Genomic DNA, 17,770 nt, shown 5'->3' with positions numbered 1-17,770 from the left:
GCGCACGCGCGAGCGCGTCGTCCGTATTGCAAAGTCATGGCCCTTCTGCAAATTTCCGAACCCGGCATGTCCCCCGCGCCGCACCAACGGCGACTCGCCGTGGGCATCGACCTGGGCACGACGCACTCGCTCGTGGCCTCCGTGCGCAGCGGTGTGGCCGAAGTCCTCCCCGATGATCAGGGCCGCGTGTTGCTGCCGTCCGTCGTACGTTATCTGGGCGGCCACCGCACGCAGATCGGCTACGACGCCAAGGCGGCTGCTGCCACCGATCCGCGCAACACCATCGTCTCCGTCAAACGCTTTATGGGCCGTGGCCTGGCTGACGTCGGGCACGCAGACAACGCGCCGTACGATTTCGTCGACGCGCCCGGCATGGTCCAGATGAACACGGCTGGCGGTGTGAAGAGCCCGGTGGAGGTGTCCGCCGAGATTCTCGCGACGCTTCGTCAGCGCGCCGAAGATACGCTCGGTGACGACCTGGTCGGTGCCGTGATTACAGTACCTGCGTACTTCGACGATGCGCAACGACAAGCCACCAAGGACGCCGCGCGTCTGGCCGGTTTGAACGTGCTGCGTTTGCTCAACGAGCCGACGGCAGCAGCGATTGCGTACGGTCTGGATAACAGCGCGGAAGGTCTCTACGCTGTCTACGATCTGGGGGGCGGCACGTTCGACATCTCGATTCTTCGCCTGACGAAGGGGGTGTTCGAAGTGCTTGCCGCAGGCGGCGATTCGGCACTCGGCGGAGACGACTTCGATCAGGTGATCTATCGTTGGGCGGTGCAGGCAGCAGGTCTTGATGCGGCATCGCTTACGCCGGAAGACGTACGCGGCTTGCTCGATCATGCCCGCACGGCCAAAGAAGCGCTCACGGATGCCGAACAGGCCGCCATCGCGCTCACGCTCTCGGGCGAGCGCCAGGTGGCACTGGAACTGACGCGCGAGCAGTTCGCGACGCTGGGTGCGCCCCTCGTACAACGTACGATTGGCCCGATGCGTAAGGCGCTTCGCGATGCAGGTATGGGACCGGAGGACGTCAAGGGCGTAGTACTCGTGGGTGGCGCAACGCGCATGCCGCAAGTACGTGCAGCCGTGGCGAGCTTTTTCGGTCGCGAGCCGCTCATCGACCTCGATCCCGATCAGGTGGTCGCGCTCGGTGCCGCCGTGCAGGCGAATCTGCTGGCGGGCAATCAGGCGGAAGGCGACGACTGGCTGCTGCTCGACGTGATTCCGCTCTCGCTCGGCGTCGAGACGATGGGCGGTCTCGTCGAGAAAATCATCCCGCGCAATGCGACCATCCCGGTCGCGCGTGCGCAAGAGTTCACGACCTTCAAGGACGGCCAGACGGCGATGGCCATTCACGTGCTGCAAGGCGAGCGTGAACTGGTGTCCGATTGCCGCTCGCTCGCGCGCTTCGAGCTGCGCGGTATCCCGCCGATGACCGCCGGTGCCGCGCGCATTCGCGTGACCTATCAGGTCGATGCGGACGGCCTGCTTTCCGTCTTCGCGCAGGAAATGCACTCGGGCGTGGCGGCCTCCATTGAAGTCAAGCCGTCCTACGGTCTGGCCGATGAAGATATCTCGCGCATGTTGCAGGACAGCTTCGGTTCGGCCGAGGAGGACATGCGTGCCCGCGCGCTGCGTGAGCAGCAGGTGGAAGCGGAGCGTCTGCTCGTGGCGATCGACAGCGCCTTGCAGGCCGATCCGGAATTGCTCGATGCCGACGAGCGTGCGCAGATCGACGGCCTGTTGGCCGACCTGCGTCAAAAGGCCTCCGGCGACGATCAGACCGCGATCAAGGCGGCGACCGAGACACTCTCGCACGCGACCGATGCGTTCGCCGCACGTCGCATGGACAAGAGCATCCGCGCGGCGCTGGCCGGCCGGCGCGTGGCGGACATCGACAAACTGTAAGACACACACGGAATCAAAGCCATGCCTCAAATCGTTGTATTGCCTCACGTCGAGCTGTGCCCGGAGGGCGCTGTGCTGGAGGTTGCGCCGGGTACGTCCGTGTGCCGCGCCTTGCTGGATAACCACATCGAAATCGAGCATGCCTGCGAGCTGTCGTGCGCATGCACCACTTGCCACGTGATCGTGCGCGAGGGTTTCGAGTCGCTGGAGCCGGCCGAGGACGAAGAGGAAGATCTGCTCGACAAGGCCTGGGGCCTGGAGCCGACGTCGCGCCTGTCGTGCCAGACGCTGATGCCCGCAGATACGGATCTGGTTGTCGAGATTCCGAAGTACACGATCAACCATGCCAAGGAAAATCACTGATCGATGCCGTCTGGCGTCGTGAGGTGACGAGACAGAACAGAGGAGCTTGCCCATGAAATGGACCGACAGCCTGGAAATCGCGATTGCGCTCACGGAAGCGCATCCCGAAGTCGACCCGCAGTACGTACGCTTTACCGACCTGCATAAGTGGGTGGTGGCACTCCCCGGTTTCACCGATGCACCGGAGCGTTCCGGCGAGAAGATTCTGGAAGCCATTCAGTCGGCGTGGATGGACGAAGCCGACTGAGGGGACGTTTCGATCGACGGACGGCGACGACGCCGCTCGACCTACTCATTTGACGAAGCATCCCAAACAAAAGCCGCTCTTTCGAGCGGCTTTTGTGTTTCTGCGATGCCTGCGTATGACACTTAGGCACCACGTCTGAGATTATGTGAGTTGTACAAGGCTCAGCTTGCGCGCACCAGTCCGTTGTTTTCCAGGCGTACGCGGTCGCCCGGCTGGACGCCCGGCGCCGACTGATACGTCCAATAGCGTGTCTTACCCGTATCCATACGCACGTAGACGCGATACACGGTGTCGGAGCGGACACGTTTCTCGACTTCGTTACCGGCCAGACCGCCGCCGAGTACGCCGACCACCGTCATCGCCGTACGGCCGTTACCTGCGCCGAACTGGTTGCCGAGCAGGCCGCCTGCAACGGCGCCCCCGACGGCGCCCAGACCCGTGGCATGACCTTCCGTGCGAATCGGCTGCACCGACTGCACGGTGCCGCACGTCGAGCATGTGGCGGCTTGCTGCTGCGTTGGTGCTGCCGTTTGTTGCGCATACGACGGTTGCGGGGCAGGGGCGCGTTGTGCTGGCGCTTGCTGCGATGCGTACGGGGTTTGAGGGGCTTGTTGGGCTTGTTGCGGAGCCGGTGCCGACGCCATCTGCTGCGATTGCGCCGACGGCGCCGTTTGTTGCGGTGACGTCAACGCGTACTGCGAGTTATTGCTCCCCGGTGCGGGGCCGTCCGTACTTTTGGCCACGGGCAGTACGCCGGTAATAGCGGCTACGCCGAGCAAGCTGACGACGACGATGCTGCCGGCGGCGGCCGCGGCCAAAGGATGCATGCGACGTGGTTGCAGATCGTTATCCATGTTGTTTTCTCCATCGTGCGGTGAGTGCGAACCCCCTTCTGCGTGCTGGCGTGCACGGGCGGTTTCGCATGGGAAAAGTTTCCGTCACGGCAAGCGCGGCGTGCGTTTCATTTTGTAACGCGATGTAAGATGTGCATCGGAAAAACGTCATTTGTGAGACGTTCGGTGGTGTTCTAACCTAATGAAAAATAAAGATATTTTCGTTGATTGAGGCTGCGTGGCATGCCGACCTCGCGGCACGGGCTTAACAAAAGAAACAAGTCGACCGGGAGGCGTGACGTGAATCGCCTGACCCCAGCCTCCGAATTTACGCTGACGTCCGGAGGCGTTGCAGGCACCGGTGCCAAGCTCTCGCGCGGTGTTGTCGTCGCGGCGGCCGGCGTGATGCTCCTGCAATGGCTCGCGTTGGGTGCGTGGGCCGTTAGCTGGTTGATGAGCGAGCGCCGGGGCACGGAAGGCATGCCTCCGCTGGGGCACGACCTGCGTGTCTTCTGGGCCGTCTCCTGGATCACGACGCATCTCGGCGCACTTGCCGCCTTCGACGCAGCGACGCTTTTCACCATCCAACTGCAATTCTTTCCGGCCTATCCGGAAGTCGGGCGCTGGCTATACCCGCCACCGCTGCAATGGGCGATTCAACCGCTGTCACGGCTGGCTTATCCGTGGGTGTACGCGTTGTACGTGATTGTCAGCGTCACGGTATTTGCGGTTGCGGCATGCCAATGGCGACGAAGGTCGGGCTGGCCCTGGCTCGTCGTCATGGCATTTCCCGGCTTATGGGTGGCTGTGCTGGCCGGTCAGAACTCGGTCGTCACGTTGTTGCTCATGACCGTCGCGCTCACGTATTCGGGGACTCGTCCTTTACTTGCGGGGCTATGCGGCGGGCTGCTCGTGATCAAACCGCAATTGGCGGTGCTGCTGCCCCTGTGGTGGCTATGCGGCAGGCAGTGGCGTGCGTTGGCAGCGATGGTGTTCACGGGAGGCGTCAGCTGCGCTCTCTCGCTGGCGTGGGGCGGATGGTCGCTGTGGGAGGTGTTCTTCACGGCGGTGTCTCGGTTCAACGTGGAAGTCGTACAGCAGGGGGCGGACGGCATCTGGCATGCGATGCCAACGGTGTTCGCGTTGGCACGTCTGCACGGGGCACCGTTATCTGTGGCGTACGCACTGTACGCCCTTGTGGCAGTGCCGTCGGTGCTGTTCGCTGCGTGGCTATGGGCCAGGCGGGCACCGTTGTCACTCAGGGTCGCCGCTGCCATGACGGCAACATTACTCTTCCAACCGTATCTGCTGTACTACGAGTTGGTGTGGCTGATCGTGCCGCTGCTATGTCTGGCGACGTTGCGCGATGGGCGCAGAGGGCGCGAGCGGAATGAACGGAATGGGCCGACGGGCGGACCGTCGACGTGGCTCGCGGACCGGTTACTTGCTGCCGCATGGTTGCTGCCGCTGCAAGCGTACCTCGCAGTGCTCTGGACGCCCATGGGGCAGTGGGGCGTTTGGCTATTACCCGCGCTGATGGTACTGATTGGCGCTCGTGCGATCGCGGACGCGCGCATTGCCCGAGCGACGCGCGCATAATGGCACGCATTGTCTGTGAACGTCTTCCCATCGACTTGTCCCAACGTCATGATCGATATGCTCCCGCCTCTCGAAAGGCCGCTCGACACTGCCAACCATCTGCATGTGTATCCGTACGTTGTGCCGCGCACATGGGTCGATACGCACGATCCCGCAGGTGATGCCAGTGAGCCGTTTTCCGACGACGTCTTCGTTACGCTGGTGCTTGACGGCCCGGCGGGGCTTCGGCGTTTGCGGGGTCAGGACCTGCAAGCCGCCGGGCTGACGTTCGAAGCGGCATTTGCCCAGGCGGCTTCCAATCTCTCGCGCGCCTGGACCGCGAAGCACTTCGAGTTCGGCATCGCCCGGCTCGACGACGGTACGCTCGTCGGCGGCTCTCGTGGCAACTGGATGGCCCCGGCGGGTGCGCTGGTGCTGGGCAATCTCTATCAGTCGATGGTGGAGCATTTTGAGCGCAAGGAGTTTGCGGCGATTGCCGTGAATCGTACGTTTCTTGTCGCATTCCCGACGGACGCCGGGACATTGTCGTCACTTGCCTTGCGGCAGTTGATCGAGGGCGCGTCGAACGGGGCGATTCTCCCCATCTCGCGTAGCTGGTTGCGACTCGATGGCGACTGGCCGTCCGCTTATCGCGGAATTCCGGCTTTCTGAAACGGGTTTCCGTTTTTGTCTCGTTTCACATAGGCCCCGCTCGCGACCCGAAAGCGTAACGTTGACGACTCCCTAGACTCGTTGATGGCACATTCCGTTGCCGTCATCGGAGACTACGTATGCCATCGTTAGCGCCCTACGCAGCAAGTTCCTACGCGCCTTTCTCTCCCTCGTCTGCTGCCCATACCCCATCTGCGTTCGTCTCGCCTGTCTCCTCGGTCTCGCTGTCAGGTGCCGAGTGGGCAGGGGAGTTTTCCGGTGCTCGGGTCCTTCGCGCCGTCGCGGAGCCCATCGCACGTGAGCAATGTAGAACGCTGTTGCCACAGGCGTCGCCCATCGAAGTGCAGATCAATGGGCGCACCGTCATGCATTTGTACTCCGAGCCGGATCGTGTCGGGTTTCTGAAGGATAACCGGGCGAATGCGCTCTGGATGGAGATGCTCGACGCCGTGCGCGCCGTGGACGGTTGCCCGGCAGAGACCTCTTCGGCTGCCGTGACTTCCGACATCGAGGCGCGCATGTCGTGTCTGGGTATCGGCGTCGCCGAGCTTTGGCAGTCCGAGGCGACACCTCCGCCGTCTGTGGAGGAAAGTGTGGTGTCGGAGGTCGACGGGCCTCGCGAGGCAAGGGCGCCGTTGAATACCAGCGAGTTCCCTTCAGTCGCAGCGCTGGCGTTGCCCTCGGTCTACATCCGGGAAGCGGGGTTCGAGCCGGGTACCGTGGCCGCGCTCGAATACGATCTGGGATGGCGGGCGCTGGCCCCCTCATGGCAGACGGTGATGCCCGTGATCGACGAGGCCTTGTGGGCAGCGAATCCGAATCCCGAGCTGTTTCGTACCGTCGGACGCGCTGTCTTGCCTCATCTCGCGACGACTTCGTCCGGGAAGGTGATGGACGAATTATGCGAGCGTATCCTGTCGTTCCACATGCATGCCGGCGGCCTTGCGAATTGTCTGACGAATGTCACGCAAGTGGTCGAGCGTACCGGGTCAGATGGACAGCCGAGGTCGGTTGCGGCCATCGAGATCGTCGATTTCATACGCGATTGTGCGGGTCCGGACTGGCGGCAGGCGTTGATTACCAGACCGGGTGAGGATGCGCTGACACGGCGTCGAGAGGCTTGCGCGCGTCCCTCGACGTTTGCGCCCATGCCTCCGACGATCGTGGAAGATACCGAACGTCCCGACGATGCCATGCCGATAACGGATTTGCGTCGCTGAGGTTCGGCATCGGCATGAAAAAGCCGCAGCCTCCGTATGAGGGCTGCGGCTTGATTTTTGGCGCATGACGCGCCGAACCATCAGTCTTCGCGACGAAGGTGCGGGAAGAGCAGCACGTCGCGAATGTTCGGGCTGTCGGTGAGCAGCATGACCAGACGGTCGATGCCGATACCGCAGCCACCCGTCGGGGGCATGCCGTACTCGAGCGCGCGAATGTAGTCGGCGTCGTAGTACATGGCTTCTTCGTCACCGGCGTCTTTTTGTTCCACCTGAGCGCGGAAGCGTGCGGCCTGGTCTTCCGGATCATTCAGTTCCGAGAAACCGTTGGCGATTTCGCGGCCCGTGACGAACAGCTCGAAGCGCTCGGTGATGCCCGGCAGCGTGTCCGAGGCGCGGGCGAGCGGCGAGACTTCCACCGGATAATCGACGATGAACGTCGGTTCCCACAACTGGCTCTCGGCCGTTTCTTCGAACAGCGCCAGTTGCAGTGCGCCGAGGCCGGCGTTCTTGAACTGCGGTGCATCGACCTTCACACCGTACTTGCCCAGTGCGCCACGCACGAACTCGATGTCGGCCAGTTGCGCATCGGTGTACTCCGGCGCGTATTTGCGGATGGCTTCGACAATCGTCAGGCGATGGAACGGCTTGGACAAATCCAGTTCGCGGCCCTGATATTCGATGGTCGCGGTACCGCGCGCGTCGATGGCGGCGCGGCGGATCAGCGCTTCGGTGAAGTCCATCAGCCAACGGTAATCCGTATAGGCCGCGTAGAACTCCATCATCGTGAATTCCGGATTGTGGCGCGGCGACACGCCTTCATTACGGAAGTTACGGTTGATCTCGAACACTCGCTCGAAGCCGCCGACGATCAGGCGCTTGAGGTAGAGTTCCGGCGCGATACGCAGATACATCTGCATGTCGAGCGCGTTATGGTGCGTGATGAACGGCTTGGCCGCGGCGCCGCCCGGAATCGGGTGCAGCATCGGCGTTTCGACTTCCATGAAGTCGGCGTCCGTCATGTACTGGCGAATCGAAGCGATGGCCTTCGCGCGGGCGCGGAAGGTGTTGCGCGTCTCCGGCGAGGTGATCAGGTCGACGTAACGCTGGCGGTACTTCGTTTCCTGGTCGGACAGGCCGTGGAACTTGTCCGGCAGCGGACGCAGCGCCTTGGCGAGCAGACGCAGTTCCTTGACCTTGACCGACAGCTCGCCGGTGCGGGTGCGGAACAGCGTGCCGGTCGCGGCGATGATGTCACCGATGTCCCAGCCCTTGAAGGCGGTCATCGAGTCGGCGCCGACGTCGTCGCGGCCGATGAAGAACTGGATCTGACCGCTGCCGTCCTGAACGGTGGCGAAAGCGGCCTTGCCCATCCCGCGCTTGAGCATCATGCGACCGGCCACCGACACGGCGACAGGTTCGGCTTCGAGCGTCTCGTTATCCACGTCCTGATAACGCGCTTGCAGATCGCCCGCGTGCTGCTCCGGACGGAAATCGTTCGGAAACGCCACGCCGTTGGCGCGAATCGCCGTGAGTTTGTCGCGACGCTCGGCAATGAGCTTGTTGTCGTCCTGCGGCAAGTCGTTGGCCGATGATTGGGCCGGTGTGTTTTGATCGGTCATGATGAGCGATGAGGTTATTCGGTAAAACGCAGCGTGTGCAGCAGGGCATTCTTGAGCGAGCCGTCGGGCGCGCCCAGCCAGATCAGTTCGGTGCGATCCTGGCGCGGGCCGGCATTGGCCACCGCACTCGGGTCCCGCACGAACAGCGCCGCGATCGCCTGCGAGCGCGGCTCGTACAAAATGTGGACATACTCGCTCGGGCAGTCGTGCGGCTTGCAACTCTGCACCAGCAACCAGGGCTTGCCTGCGACGCTCACCCGTTGCGACGGCGTCGACGTGCCGCCCTGACGCACCCACGCGGGCACATTACGCGGTGCGACGATGCGTGCATAAGCGCCCGAGAAATCCGGGCGCTTGAGCAGTTCATGCAGGTACGGTCCCGTCTCGGGATTTGCACCGGGTGCGCCCGGAGTGCTGGCCGGGGCGGCAACGGCGGCGCGCTGCACGCACAGCGCGCTCACCACCCACACGGCTAGCGTGCGGACAAACGCCATTCCTTACACTCCCTGCTTGAGACTCGCGGAGATGAATTCGTCGAGATCGCCGTCGAGCACCTTGCCGGTATTGCCGGTTTCCACGCTGGTGCGCAGATCCTTGACGCGCGACTGGTCGAGCACGTACGAGCGAATCTGGTGACCCCAGCCCACATCGGTCTTGCTTGACTCGAGCTTGTCCTGCTCGGCGCGACGCTTGCGCATCTCGTGTTCGAACAGGCGCGAGCGGAGCATGTCCCACGCTTCGGCGCGGTTGCGGTGCTGCGAACGGTCGTTCTGGCAGGCCACGACGATGCCGGTCGGGATGTGCGTCAGACGAACGGCAGAGTCGGTCTTGTTGATGTGCTGACCACCCGCACCGGAGGCGCGATACGTGTCGGTACGCACATCGGCCGGATTGATTTCGATGTCGATCGAATCATCCACTTCCGGGTACACGAACAGGCTGGCGAACGAGGTGTGGCGGCCGCCCGACGAGTCGAACGGCGACTTGCGCACCAGACGATGTACGCCGGTTTCGGTGCGCAGATAGCCGTAGGCGTAGTCGCCCGTGACCTTCAGCGAGGCGCTCTTGATGCCTGCGACGTCGCCATCGGACTCTTCGAGGACTTCGGCCTTGAAGCCCTTGCGTTCGCAATAGCGCAGGTACTGGCGCAGCAGCATGCCGGCCCAGTCGTTCGCTTCGGTGCCGCCGGCACCCGCCTGGATGTCGATGAAGCAGTTGTTCGGGTCGGCCGGGTTGTTGAACATCCGGCGGAACTCCATTTCGTCCACGCGCGCGGCGAGACCCTGCGTGTCGCTTTCGAGCGACAGCAACGAGTCTTCATCGCCCTCTTCGCGGGCCATGTCGAACAGTTCCTGCGTATCGGAAAGGGCAGCGTCGAGTTCAGTCAGGTTGGTGACTACGCTGTCGAGCGACTTCTTTTCCTTGCCCAGTGCCTGCGCACGCTTGGCGTCGTTCCAGATATTGGGGTCTTCGAGTTCTTTGTTGACTTCCGTCAGGCGAGCTTGCTTGACATCGAAGTCAAAGATACCCCCTGAGCTCGCCAACGCGGGTGCGCAGGTCGGCGAGCAGGGATTCTAGAGCGTTGAGGCGTTCGGCTTCCATGAGCTATGAATTGCGAATTCGTGAAAACCGCAATTATAGCGCAGCGAAGCCCCTGTTTCCCTCACTTTTCGAGGGCTTTCGACGACTTTCGGACAGTCGCTCAGCGCGATGCGTGACGCAGACCGAAGGCGTCGCGGGCAAAGCCGGCGTCGGCAAGCGACGTGTCGTCGAACGACGCGAGGGCTTCCGCCTGGAGCTTTTGCTCGTAATGCACGCGCCATTGGTCAACGGCACGGAAGAACAGGCCGAGCGGGGTGACCGGCGCAGCAACGACCGGAGCGGATGCGTTGATGTTGGCAGCGGCGGACAGAGGGCGGTACATGATGTGACTTCCTTCACAAGGTGCGGCGTGCGGACCGGAGGCAGGATGCCATGGCTGACGTCGCATTAGGGATTACCCGAAGTCTATGCCTTTCCCGTGCGCTGAAAAAGTGAATTGTTTGGGCGATTTTGTTCACTATTATTGAAGTATCAGCGGGCGTCGCTTAATATGCGAACGTTCGCCCCACTGCCCCGCGCTTACTTTCTTTTCTGCCGTCGTCTTGCGATCTGGCCCCGGAGCCTCTCCATGGACTTTCTGCAACTCCAGACCTTCAAGGCCATCGTGGACGAAGGCAGTGTGCTGGGCGCCGCCGAGACGCTGCATTGCGTGCAGTCGAACGTCACGGCGCGTATCCGGGCGCTTGAACACACGGTAGGCGTCAAGCTTTTTCACCGGCAGGGGCGACGGCTGCAACTCACCCCGAGCGGGCGCACGCTGCTCGGTTACGCGGACCGGATTCTGTCGCTCTCGCGCGAGGCCAGTGCTGCACTGAATCCGGCCAACGAGCCGTCCGGCGACTTCTCACTGGGCGCGATCGAATCGTCGGCCACGTCGCGACTCCCTGCGGTACTGGCGCGGTTTCACGCAGCGTATCCGAAGGTGCGTCTGAATCTGGTGACGGATACGTCGCTGAATCTGCTCGATGAGATCCAGCACGGCCGTGTCGATGCGGCGTTGATCGCGGGTACGGCCTGCCTGGAAGCCAAAACGCAGACGTCGGTCGTGGCTGACGAAATCTACCGGGAGCCGATCGTGCTCGTGGCGCCGGCACGCGCCGGGCGTGTGCACGAAGCGTCCGACCTGGCGGGCGCAACGCTGCTTATGTGGCCGCCTGGCTGTCCTTATCGCGGCACGATGGAGCAGTGGCTCGCGGCGAATGCGGTCACGCCGGGGCGCATCCTGAGCTACGGCAGCTACGCCACCATCGTGGCGTGTGTGGGCGCGGGCGTCGGCTATTCGCTGGTGCCGCGCGGGATTTACCTGCGCTACCGTCAGGAGGCCAACATTGTGGGTCACGCGATGGAGGATCTGGCAGCCGTGCCGAACTTCTTCGTGCGCCATCGTGGCGTCGACGTACATCCGGCGCGCGAAGCGTTCCTACGTGTGATGCGTGAGTACGTGGCCGAGGCGCAACCCGCGTAGCTGCGTAGTCGCGGCTGTACGTCCTGCACGTTCTTACTGCCGTTCCACCCCACGGGAAGGGCGGCCTTTTCATTGCGTGATGCTCGGACTTTCCGTCAATGGTCGCTTCTGAGCCATGACGGCATGTCGTCGACGTCGATCTCGGCGGTGCGGCCGTGATGGACGTTATGGCCGGTATGGCGCGGGCACCGTCGCTGTCTTGGCTTCAGGCCTGTGCGTGCTCGATGATCATCTGGACGCGAGATACGCCATTGAAGGTGTCCGCAGCCAGGCGATACGCGAATTGCGCGCGGCTTGGCAGGGTATCGGCATGATTGAACCAGATGGCGTTAAAGCGCATGCGCCCGCGGCCGAGTTGCAGCTTCAGGTGCTTGTCCTTGAGGATGGCCTGCGAGAGCACGTCGAACTCGCCCGAGAACACGGGAGGCGGAAAGCCTTGTCCCCACACCTGCGCATCGAGCATGGCGACGAACGGCGGCACGAAGCAATCGTCGCCGATGTCGCCATCGGTTTCGATCACGCGTGAGAGCGCCTTTTCGTCGAGCCACGCTTGTCCAACAGCTTCGAACGCGGCCTGAAAACGCGGCAGGGCGTCGGCTGCGATGGTGAGCCCCGCGGCCATCGCGTGACCGCCGAACTTGCCGATCAGACCGGGTTCGCGCTTGGTGACGAGGTCGAGGGCGTCACGTAGATGGAAGCCGGGGATCGAGCGGCCGGAGCCCTTGATCTGGCCGTCGTCGCCCGGAGCGAACACGATGGTCGGCCGGTAGAACTTCTCTTTGAGACGCGCGGCCACGATGCCGATCACGCCCTGATGCCATGTCTCGTTAAACGCACACAGCGTAGTCGCGGCGCGCGGGTCGAAGCGGGCCAGATCCGCTAATGCTTCTTGCTGCATCCCGGCTTCGATTTCGCGGCGTTCGCGGTTCATTGCGTCGAGTTCCTGCGCAAGCATCCAGGCGCGGGCGTCGTCGTCGGTGAGCAGGCATTCGATGCCGAGCGACATGTCCGCGAGGCGTCCGGCGGCGTTCAGGCGCGGGCCCAGACCGAAGCCGAGGTCGAAGCTGCCTGCCTGCCGCGCATTGCGGGCCGCCGCACGAAAGAGGGCGTTAATGCCGGGGTGCATACGCCCGTCGCGCATACGCAAGAGCCCTTGCGCCACCAGAATGCGGTTGTTGGCGTCGAGTTTGACCACGTCGGCAACGGTGCCCAGTGCGACGAGATCGAGCAGCGTATCCAGGCGCGGCTGCGTCTGGGCATCGAAGGCGCCGCGGGTACGCAATTCGGCGCGCAGCGCGAGCAGCACGTAGAACATCACGCCGACACCGGCCAGATTCTTACTCGGGAATTCGCAGCCGGGCTGGTTCGGGTTGACGATGCAGCGCGCGTTGGGCAACGCGTTGCCGGGCAAGTGGTGGTCGGTGACCACGACCTCGATGCCGAGCCTCTGCGCGGCAGCGACGCCGTCCAGGCTGGCAATGCCGTTATCGACGGTAATCAGAACGTCCGGCGGACCTTGCTTGCCCTGTGCCGCGAGCGCAACGATCTCCGGCGTAAGGCCGTAGCCGTACTCGAAGCGGTTCGGCACCAGATACTCGACCTTCGCCCCGAACATGCGCAGTCCGCGTACGGCCACGGCGCAGGCCGTAGCGCCGTCGCAGTCATAGTCGGCGACCACGAGCATGCGCTTGCCGCTGGCGATGGCGTCCGCAAGAAAGACGGCCGCGTCTTGCGCCCCTTTGAGTTGCGTAGGCGGTATCAGGCGGGCGAGGGCCGTCTCGGTCTCGGCACGTTCGGCCACGCCGCGCGATGCGAACAGGCGGGCGAGCACGGGATGGATGCCGTCACGCGAGAGCGTGTCGGCGGTCGAGTCGTCGACATGGCGGGTGACGATATCGGTCATGCCACCTCCTCGCCAAGCCGGGCGAGCGGCACCAGGCGCGCGGTGAGCGGCTGACGGCGCCAGAACTTGCGCAGGTCGCCGCCGCGCGCGCGAATAGTCACGCTGTGGCTGTCGCCGCACAGGGTTAGGGCGACTTCACGGGCTTGACCTTTGGTCACGCGCTCCAGCGCGGGGGCGAGCCACGTCCGGTCGATCTCGACGAGGGCATCGCGCCAGCGCGCCCAGTCTTCCATCAGGAAATGCGGTGTAAGGGTGTCGATCTGCACGATCGTGCGTCCGTTTGCAGCGTCGATGCCGGCAGCCGTCGGGTGCAAGTCGATCTGCATATGGGTTGCCAGTCCGCGTGTGGCGGGGGCGTCGGCCAGAACGCTCACGCACGGCCGGTTCATGCGGGGCGCGGCAATACGCTGACCGCCGCCGTACAACCAGATGGCATTGACCGGCGGCAGACGGCGCGCTTCGCGAGCCTGATTGGCCGGGTGGTCGTACCACGCCATCTGCACCTCGTTCTGCCATTTGCGCCACAGCAGTTCCGCGTTGCCCTGGGGCAGCCAGATATCGACGTTACGCCCGGCCGCGCGGGCGGGCGACGCCGTGAGCAGGTCGCCTAGCGCCGGGGCGCTCAGATACCAACGGTCGGGACGCGGCGCAATCAACTCGCCACCTTCTTCCGCAAACAGCGTATGCGCTGTGGCAAACAGGGCCGCCGACTCCTCGGTGCTCAGTTCGAGCTCGGCCGGGTCCGTCAGCACCAGATGATCGGTGGCGATGTGGATATGCGCGGGCTGCGCGCAGTACCAGAAACGGGTGTCGAGCGAGCCGCTGTCGTCGAGCAGCATGAACGGCGCAAGCGGGGCGCGCGCCGGGCCGCCGGGCAGGCCAAAGGCGTCGGCGAGCCAGCGCTCGTGCGGCAGCGTGGGGACGAAGGGGTCTTCCGGCACGTCCTGCGCCGACTGGACACCGCGCGCGAGCAACTTTTCGAGCGCGGGCAACTCCAATTCGGCCAGCAGTGCGGGCAAATGGGCCGACGCGGGGAGCGCGAACGGCAAGAGAAAGTGCAGGGCAGGTGTATCCATGTCGAGGCGAATTGTATGGCAAACTTCGCGCTGGCAGTTGGGTGACCCTGACGTCAGGTACGGAACGTACCGTGCGTCGCACCGGGCAGGGGCCGGGTGCGGGGCTCGGGTACTTGACCCGCGCCGGTGAAGGCCGGCGCCAGTACGTTCCGATCGATCCTTATCAAGAATCAGGAATCCGCTTGAAATTCCCATACGAATGGCAGATCGGCTGGCGCTATACGCGCACCGGCAAGCGATCATCCGGCAACGGTTTCATTTCCTTCATCTCTTTCATCTCCATGGCCGGCATTGCGCTGGGCGTGGCGGCGCTCATTGTGGTGCTCTCGGTGATGAACGGCTTTCAGAAGGAAGTTCGGGACCGCATGCTTTCCGTGCTGGCACATATCGAAGTCTTTGCGGTCGATGGCAATCTGCCTGACTGGCAGCGCACGGCCGCCGAGGCGCTGCAGAACAAGAACGTCATTGCGGCGGCCCCGTATGTTGGCGAGCAGGCCATGCTCACCCGGGACGACAACGTGCGCGGCGTGGTGCTGCGCGGCATCGTCCCCAGTGAAGAGGCCAAAGTCTCCGATCTCGGCAAGCAGATCACCGACGGCACGCTCGCGAACCTGACGCCGGGGAGCTTCGGCATCGTGCTCGGACGCGAACTGGCGCGGGCGCTGGGCGTGAGCATTGGCGACAAGATTACGCTGGTAGCACCCCAGGGAACGATCACTCCGGCGGGCGTTCTGCCGCGCGTGAAGCAGTTCACCGTGGTGGCGGTCTTCACGGCGGGGCACTATGAATACGACAGTTCGCTCGCGTTGATCGATCTGCACGATGCGGAAACCCTGTTCCGTCTCGACGGGCCGACGGGCGTACGTCTGAAAATTCAGGACATGGAGCAGGCGCCGCTCGTGGCGCGTGAGCTGGCCAAGACCCTGACCGGCAATATGTGGGTACGCGACTGGACCCAGCAGAACAAGAACTGGTTTGTCGCCGTGCAGACCGAGAAGCGCATGATGTTCATCATCCTGACGCTCATCATTGCGGTCGCGGCGTTCAACCTCGTGTCGTCGCTCGTGATGACGGTGACCGACAAGTACGCAGATATCGCGATTCTGCGCACACTCGGCGCGCAGCCCGGCTCGATCATGAAGATCTTCATCGTGCAGGGGGTGACCATCGGCTTCGCCGGAGCGTTGCTCGGTGTGGGCCTCGGCTGTCTGATTTCGGTCAATATCGGCACCATCGTGCCGTTTATCGAACGCCTGCTGGGAATCCACTTCCTGCCGCAGGACATCTACTTCATTTCCGAATTGCCCTCGGATCTGCAATCGTCGGACGTGATCCGTATCGGGGTGATTTCCTTCATCCTTTCGGCGCTGGCGACGATCTATCCGAGCTGGCGTGCCTCGCGCGTCAAACCGGCGGAGGCCCTGCGTTATGAGTAACCCGAATCACGCCAATCAATCGATGGCCCCGGTGTCGAATCTGGCCTATGACGGCCCCGTACTGCGCGCGCGCGATCTGCACAAGACGTTCAAGCAGGGACAGTTGAACGTGACGGTGCTTAACGGTGCCAGTCTGGACGTGGCGCCCGGCGAGAAAGTGGCGATCGTGGGGGCGTCGGGCTCGGGCAAGAGCACGCTGCTGCATGTGCTGGGCGGGCTCGACGATCCGTCGCGCGGCGAGGTGTCGCTGCTCGGCAAGCCGTTTTCGGCGCTGCGCGAACGCGAGAAGACTTCGCAGCGCAATCAGTCGCTCGGTTTCGTCTATCAGTTCCACCATCTGCTGGCCGAATTCTCGGCGCTCGACAATGTGGCGATGCCGCTGCGCATTCGACGTTTGCCGACCGAGCAGGCGCGTGCCGCAGCGCAGGTGATGCTCGAGCGCGTGGGGCTGGGCTCGCGCATGAAGCACCGGCCCTCGGAGTTGTCGGGCGGCGAGCGTCAGCGCGTGGCGATGGCGCGTGCGCTAGTCACGCAACCGGCCTGTGTGCTGGCGGACGAGCCGACTGGCAACCTCGACGGGCATACCGCCGAGACCGTGTTCGAACTCATGCTGGAGTTGTCCGAGACGCTCAAGACGAGCTTTGTGATCGTTACGCACGATATCGATCTGGCCAAGCGTTGTGATCGCGCTTTGCGGCTGCGGGAAGGGATCCTGGAGTCGGCGTGACGGTTGGGGTTGTCACGTGACAGGGCAAGGAGAAGCGCCGGGGATTCCCCGGCGTTTTCTTTTTGGGGGGGGGCGATGGGACGCCGCGATTTTCGGCAACGTCCTAGACCTTGATGCGGTGTTGTCCGATGGTCATAACGAAGCCGACGTGCGAGCCTTGTCATCGACCCGTAGAATTGACGCTCAAGGACACCTGACCATGTGGATCGATACCCATTGCCATCTCGACGCGGCTGAGTTCGACGCCGACCGTTCGACCGTGATTGCCGACGCCGTTGCCGGCGGTGTGGCGGGGCTCGTGGTGCCCGCCGTTGAGTGCGCCACATTCGATGCGGCGCGCGCGGCGGCACGGGCGATTCCCGGCGGGGCTTATGCGCTCGGTATTCATCCGCTGTACACGCCACGGGCGCGCGACGAGGACATCGCGACATTGCGCCGCGCCGTCGAGGCCGCGATGGGCGATCCGCGTTTTGTCGGTATCGGCGAAATCGGTCTGGATTTCTTCGTGAGAACGCTCGATCCGGCGCGTCAGCAGTTCTTCTATGTCGAGCAGTTGAAGATCGCCCGCGACTTCGATCTGCCGGTCATTCTTCATGTGCGTCGCTCGCAGGATGCCTTGCTCAAGCAACTGCGCATCTTTACGCCGCGCGGCGGTATTGCCCATGCGTTCAACGGCAGCCGTCAGCAGGCGGACATGTTCGTCGAGCGCGGCTTCTGTCTGGGATTCGGCGGGCAGATGACGTTCGATCGTGCGTTGCAGATAAGACGCCTGGCGGTGGATATGCCGTTGACGTCCATCGTGCTGGAGACCGACGCTCCCGACATCGCGCCGGAATGGCGCTACAAGCAGCGCAATAGTCCTGTCGAACTGCCGCGCATTGCGCAAGTGCTGGCGCAACTGCGCGACGTTTCGCTCGATGCACTGTCGCAGGCGACGTGCACCAATGCGTGCCGCGCGCTGCCGCGCTTGTCCGGCGCCATGGCCATGACGCCAGGCGATGGGCCCGCCGCCGACGTCTCGCTTACCTCGCTGACTTCTCCTATTTCCGAAACCCCCCCCGGGCAATCGCGCTGACGCTGCGGCGTTGCGCGGATCTCCAACCGTGGCGTGGTGA

At 63.6% G+C, this 17,770-nt stretch carries 17 protein-coding genes; 10 read left to right on the top strand and 7 right to left on the bottom strand.

Annotated features, from left to right (window positions below; translation table 11 throughout):
* The first annotated feature begins 36 nt into the window (after positions 1-36).
* Genes hscA through iscX form a run of 3 tightly spaced genes read left to right on the top strand, consistent with a single transcriptional unit; the run spans position 37 to position 2,524 of the window.
* Complete coding sequence (gene hscA, locus ACIPHM_RS04685) at positions 37-1,914, top strand: Fe-S protein assembly chaperone HscA (RefSeq protein ID WP_400324992.1); 1,878 nt, start codon at positions 37-39, stop codon at positions 1,912-1,914.
* Between the two features lie 21 nt (positions 1,915-1,935).
* Positions 1,936-2,277, top strand: coding sequence for an ISC system 2Fe-2S type ferredoxin (fdx, locus tag ACIPHM_RS04680; RefSeq protein WP_400324990.1), 342 nt, complete (start codon positions 1,936-1,938; stop codon positions 2,275-2,277).
* Positions 2,278-2,323: 46 nt separating this feature from the next.
* Complete coding sequence (iscX, locus tag ACIPHM_RS04675) at positions 2,324-2,524, top strand: Fe-S cluster assembly protein IscX (RefSeq protein ID WP_400324988.1); 201 nt, start codon at positions 2,324-2,326, stop codon at positions 2,522-2,524.
* A 161-nt stretch (positions 2,525-2,685) separates the two neighbouring features.
* On the opposite strand, the gene ACIPHM_RS04670 is transcribed toward iscX, so the two are convergent.
* Positions 2,686-3,378, bottom strand: coding sequence for a glycine zipper 2TM domain-containing protein (locus ACIPHM_RS04670; RefSeq protein WP_400324986.1), 693 nt, complete (start codon positions 3,376-3,378; stop codon positions 2,686-2,688).
* A 279-nt stretch (positions 3,379-3,657) separates the two neighbouring features.
* Here ACIPHM_RS04670 and ACIPHM_RS04665 point away from each other — a divergent pair, with 279 nt between their 5' ends.
* The 3 genes from ACIPHM_RS04665 to ACIPHM_RS04655 all read left to right on the top strand — a co-directional run bounded on the left by ACIPHM_RS04665 (position 3,658) and on the right by ACIPHM_RS04655 (position 6,827).
* Complete coding sequence (locus ACIPHM_RS04665) at positions 3,658-4,956, top strand: glycosyltransferase family 87 protein (RefSeq protein WP_400324984.1); 1,299 nt, start codon at positions 3,658-3,660, stop codon at positions 4,954-4,956.
* A gap of 48 nt (positions 4,957-5,004) precedes the next feature.
* A complete protein-coding gene (locus ACIPHM_RS04660) occupies positions 5,005-5,607 on the top strand; it encodes a hypothetical protein (protein WP_400324982.1) in 603 nt (200 codons plus the stop codon).
* A 119-nt stretch (positions 5,608-5,726) separates the two neighbouring features.
* Positions 5,727-6,827 carry a hypothetical protein gene (locus ACIPHM_RS04655; RefSeq protein WP_400324980.1) on the top strand — a complete coding sequence of 367 codons (1,101 nt, stop codon included), beginning with the start codon at positions 5,727-5,729 and terminating at the stop codon, positions 6,825-6,827.
* Positions 6,828-6,907: 80 nt separating this feature from the next.
* On the opposite strand, the gene lysS is transcribed toward ACIPHM_RS04655, so the two are convergent.
* From lysS to ACIPHM_RS04635, 4 genes are all read right to left on the bottom strand, one after another.
* Entirely contained in the window at positions 6,908-8,446 is a 1,539-nt protein-coding gene (gene lysS, locus ACIPHM_RS04650; RefSeq protein WP_400324978.1) for a lysine--tRNA ligase, read from the bottom strand.
* A gap of 14 nt (positions 8,447-8,460) precedes the next feature.
* The gene (locus ACIPHM_RS04645; RefSeq protein ID WP_400324976.1) at positions 8,461-8,940 is read right to left on the bottom strand and encodes an Ivy family c-type lysozyme inhibitor; all 480 of its coding nucleotides are present in this window, start codon (positions 8,938-8,940) and stop codon (positions 8,461-8,463) included.
* 3 nt (positions 8,941-8,943) lie between these two features.
* Positions 8,944-10,048 (bottom strand): peptide chain release factor 2 gene (prfB, locus tag ACIPHM_RS04640; protein ID WP_400324974.1). Its coding sequence is split into 2 segments (ribosomal slippage): positions 8,944-9,975 and positions 9,977-10,048, totalling 1,104 coding nucleotides; the frame shifts between segments, so codons are not numbered across the junction.
* Positions 10,049-10,148: 100 nt separating this feature from the next.
* Positions 10,149-10,370, bottom strand: coding sequence for a hypothetical protein (locus ACIPHM_RS04635; RefSeq protein ID WP_400324972.1), 222 nt, complete (start codon positions 10,368-10,370; stop codon positions 10,149-10,151).
* Between the two features lie 246 nt (positions 10,371-10,616).
* Between ACIPHM_RS04635 and ACIPHM_RS04630 the strand changes: the two genes are divergently transcribed.
* Positions 10,617-11,513 (top strand): LysR family transcriptional regulator, encoded by an 897-nt coding sequence (locus ACIPHM_RS04630; RefSeq protein ID WP_400324970.1) that lies wholly within the window; start codon positions 10,617-10,619, stop codon positions 11,511-11,513.
* Between the two features lie 205 nt (positions 11,514-11,718).
* On the opposite strand, the gene recJ is transcribed toward ACIPHM_RS04630, so the two are convergent.
* Both recJ and ACIPHM_RS04620 read right to left on the bottom strand, forming a co-directional pair.
* Entirely contained in the window at positions 11,719-13,416 is a 1,698-nt protein-coding gene (recJ, locus tag ACIPHM_RS04625; protein ID WP_400324968.1) for a single-stranded-DNA-specific exonuclease RecJ, read from the bottom strand.
* Positions 13,413-14,492, bottom strand: coding sequence for a regulator (locus tag ACIPHM_RS04620; protein ID WP_400324966.1), 1,080 nt, complete (start codon positions 14,490-14,492; stop codon positions 13,413-13,415). The genes recJ and ACIPHM_RS04620 overlap by 4 nt, the downstream gene beginning before the upstream one ends.
* A 182-nt stretch (positions 14,493-14,674) precedes the next feature.
* Between ACIPHM_RS04620 and ACIPHM_RS04615 the strand changes: the two genes are divergently transcribed.
* From ACIPHM_RS04615 to ACIPHM_RS04605, 3 genes are all read left to right on the top strand, one after another.
* A complete protein-coding gene (locus ACIPHM_RS04615; RefSeq protein ID WP_400324964.1) occupies positions 14,675-15,928 on the top strand; it encodes a lipoprotein-releasing ABC transporter permease subunit in 1,254 nt (417 codons plus the stop codon).
* Positions 15,929-15,950: 22 nt separating this feature from the next.
* Positions 15,951-16,655 (top strand): lipoprotein-releasing ABC transporter ATP-binding protein LolD, encoded by a 705-nt coding sequence (gene lolD / locus ACIPHM_RS04610; protein WP_400325336.1) that lies wholly within the window; start codon positions 15,951-15,953, stop codon positions 16,653-16,655.
* 199 nt (positions 16,656-16,854) lie between these two features.
* Positions 16,855-17,730 carry a TatD family hydrolase gene (locus ACIPHM_RS04605; RefSeq protein WP_400324962.1) on the top strand — a complete coding sequence of 292 codons (876 nt, stop codon included), beginning with the start codon at positions 16,855-16,857 and terminating at the stop codon, positions 17,728-17,730.
* Positions 17,731-17,770: the final 40 nt, after the last annotated feature.

Origin of the sequence: Pandoraea sp. NPDC087047 (assembly GCF_044745225.1) — a bacterium.
Classification (GTDB): Bacteria; Pseudomonadota; Gammaproteobacteria; order Burkholderiales; family Burkholderiaceae; genus Pandoraea.
This window is presented reverse-complemented; position numbering and strand designations above follow the sequence as displayed.

Coding starts and splice junctions, on each gene's coding strand:
- ACIPHM_RS04620 (WP_400324966.1), bottom strand. CDS start 14,492: ATGGATACACCTGCCCTGCACTTTCTCTTGCCGTTCGCGCTCCCCGCG.
- ACIPHM_RS04605 (WP_400324962.1), top strand. CDS start 16,855: ATGTGGATCGATACCCATTGCCATCTCGACGCGGCTGAGTTCGACGCC.
- lolD (WP_400325336.1), top strand. CDS start 15,951: ATGGCCCCGGTGTCGAATCTGGCCTATGACGGCCCCGTACTGCGCGCG.
- lysS (WP_400324978.1), bottom strand. CDS start 8,446: ATGACCGATCAAAACACACCGGCCCAATCATCGGCCAACGACTTGCCG.
- fdx (WP_400324990.1), top strand. CDS start 1,936: ATGCCTCAAATCGTTGTATTGCCTCACGTCGAGCTGTGCCCGGAGGGC.
- ACIPHM_RS04660 (WP_400324982.1), top strand. CDS start 5,005: ATGATCGATATGCTCCCGCCTCTCGAAAGGCCGCTCGACACTGCCAAC.
- ACIPHM_RS04670 (WP_400324986.1), bottom strand. CDS start 3,378: ATGGATAACGATCTGCAACCACGTCGCATGCATCCTTTGGCCGCGGCC.
- hscA (WP_400324992.1), top strand. CDS start 37: ATGGCCCTTCTGCAAATTTCCGAACCCGGCATGTCCCCCGCGCCGCAC.
- ACIPHM_RS04630 (WP_400324970.1), top strand. CDS start 10,617: ATGGACTTTCTGCAACTCCAGACCTTCAAGGCCATCGTGGACGAAGGC.
- ACIPHM_RS04635 (WP_400324972.1), bottom strand. CDS start 10,370: ATGTACCGCCCTCTGTCCGCCGCTGCCAACATCAACGCATCCGCTCCG.
- ACIPHM_RS04655 (WP_400324980.1), top strand. CDS start 5,727: ATGCCATCGTTAGCGCCCTACGCAGCAAGTTCCTACGCGCCTTTCTCT.
- ACIPHM_RS04645 (WP_400324976.1), bottom strand. CDS start 8,940: ATGGCGTTTGTCCGCACGCTAGCCGTGTGGGTGGTGAGCGCGCTGTGC.
- recJ (WP_400324968.1), bottom strand. CDS start 13,416: ATGACCGATATCGTCACCCGCCATGTCGACGACTCGACCGCCGACACG.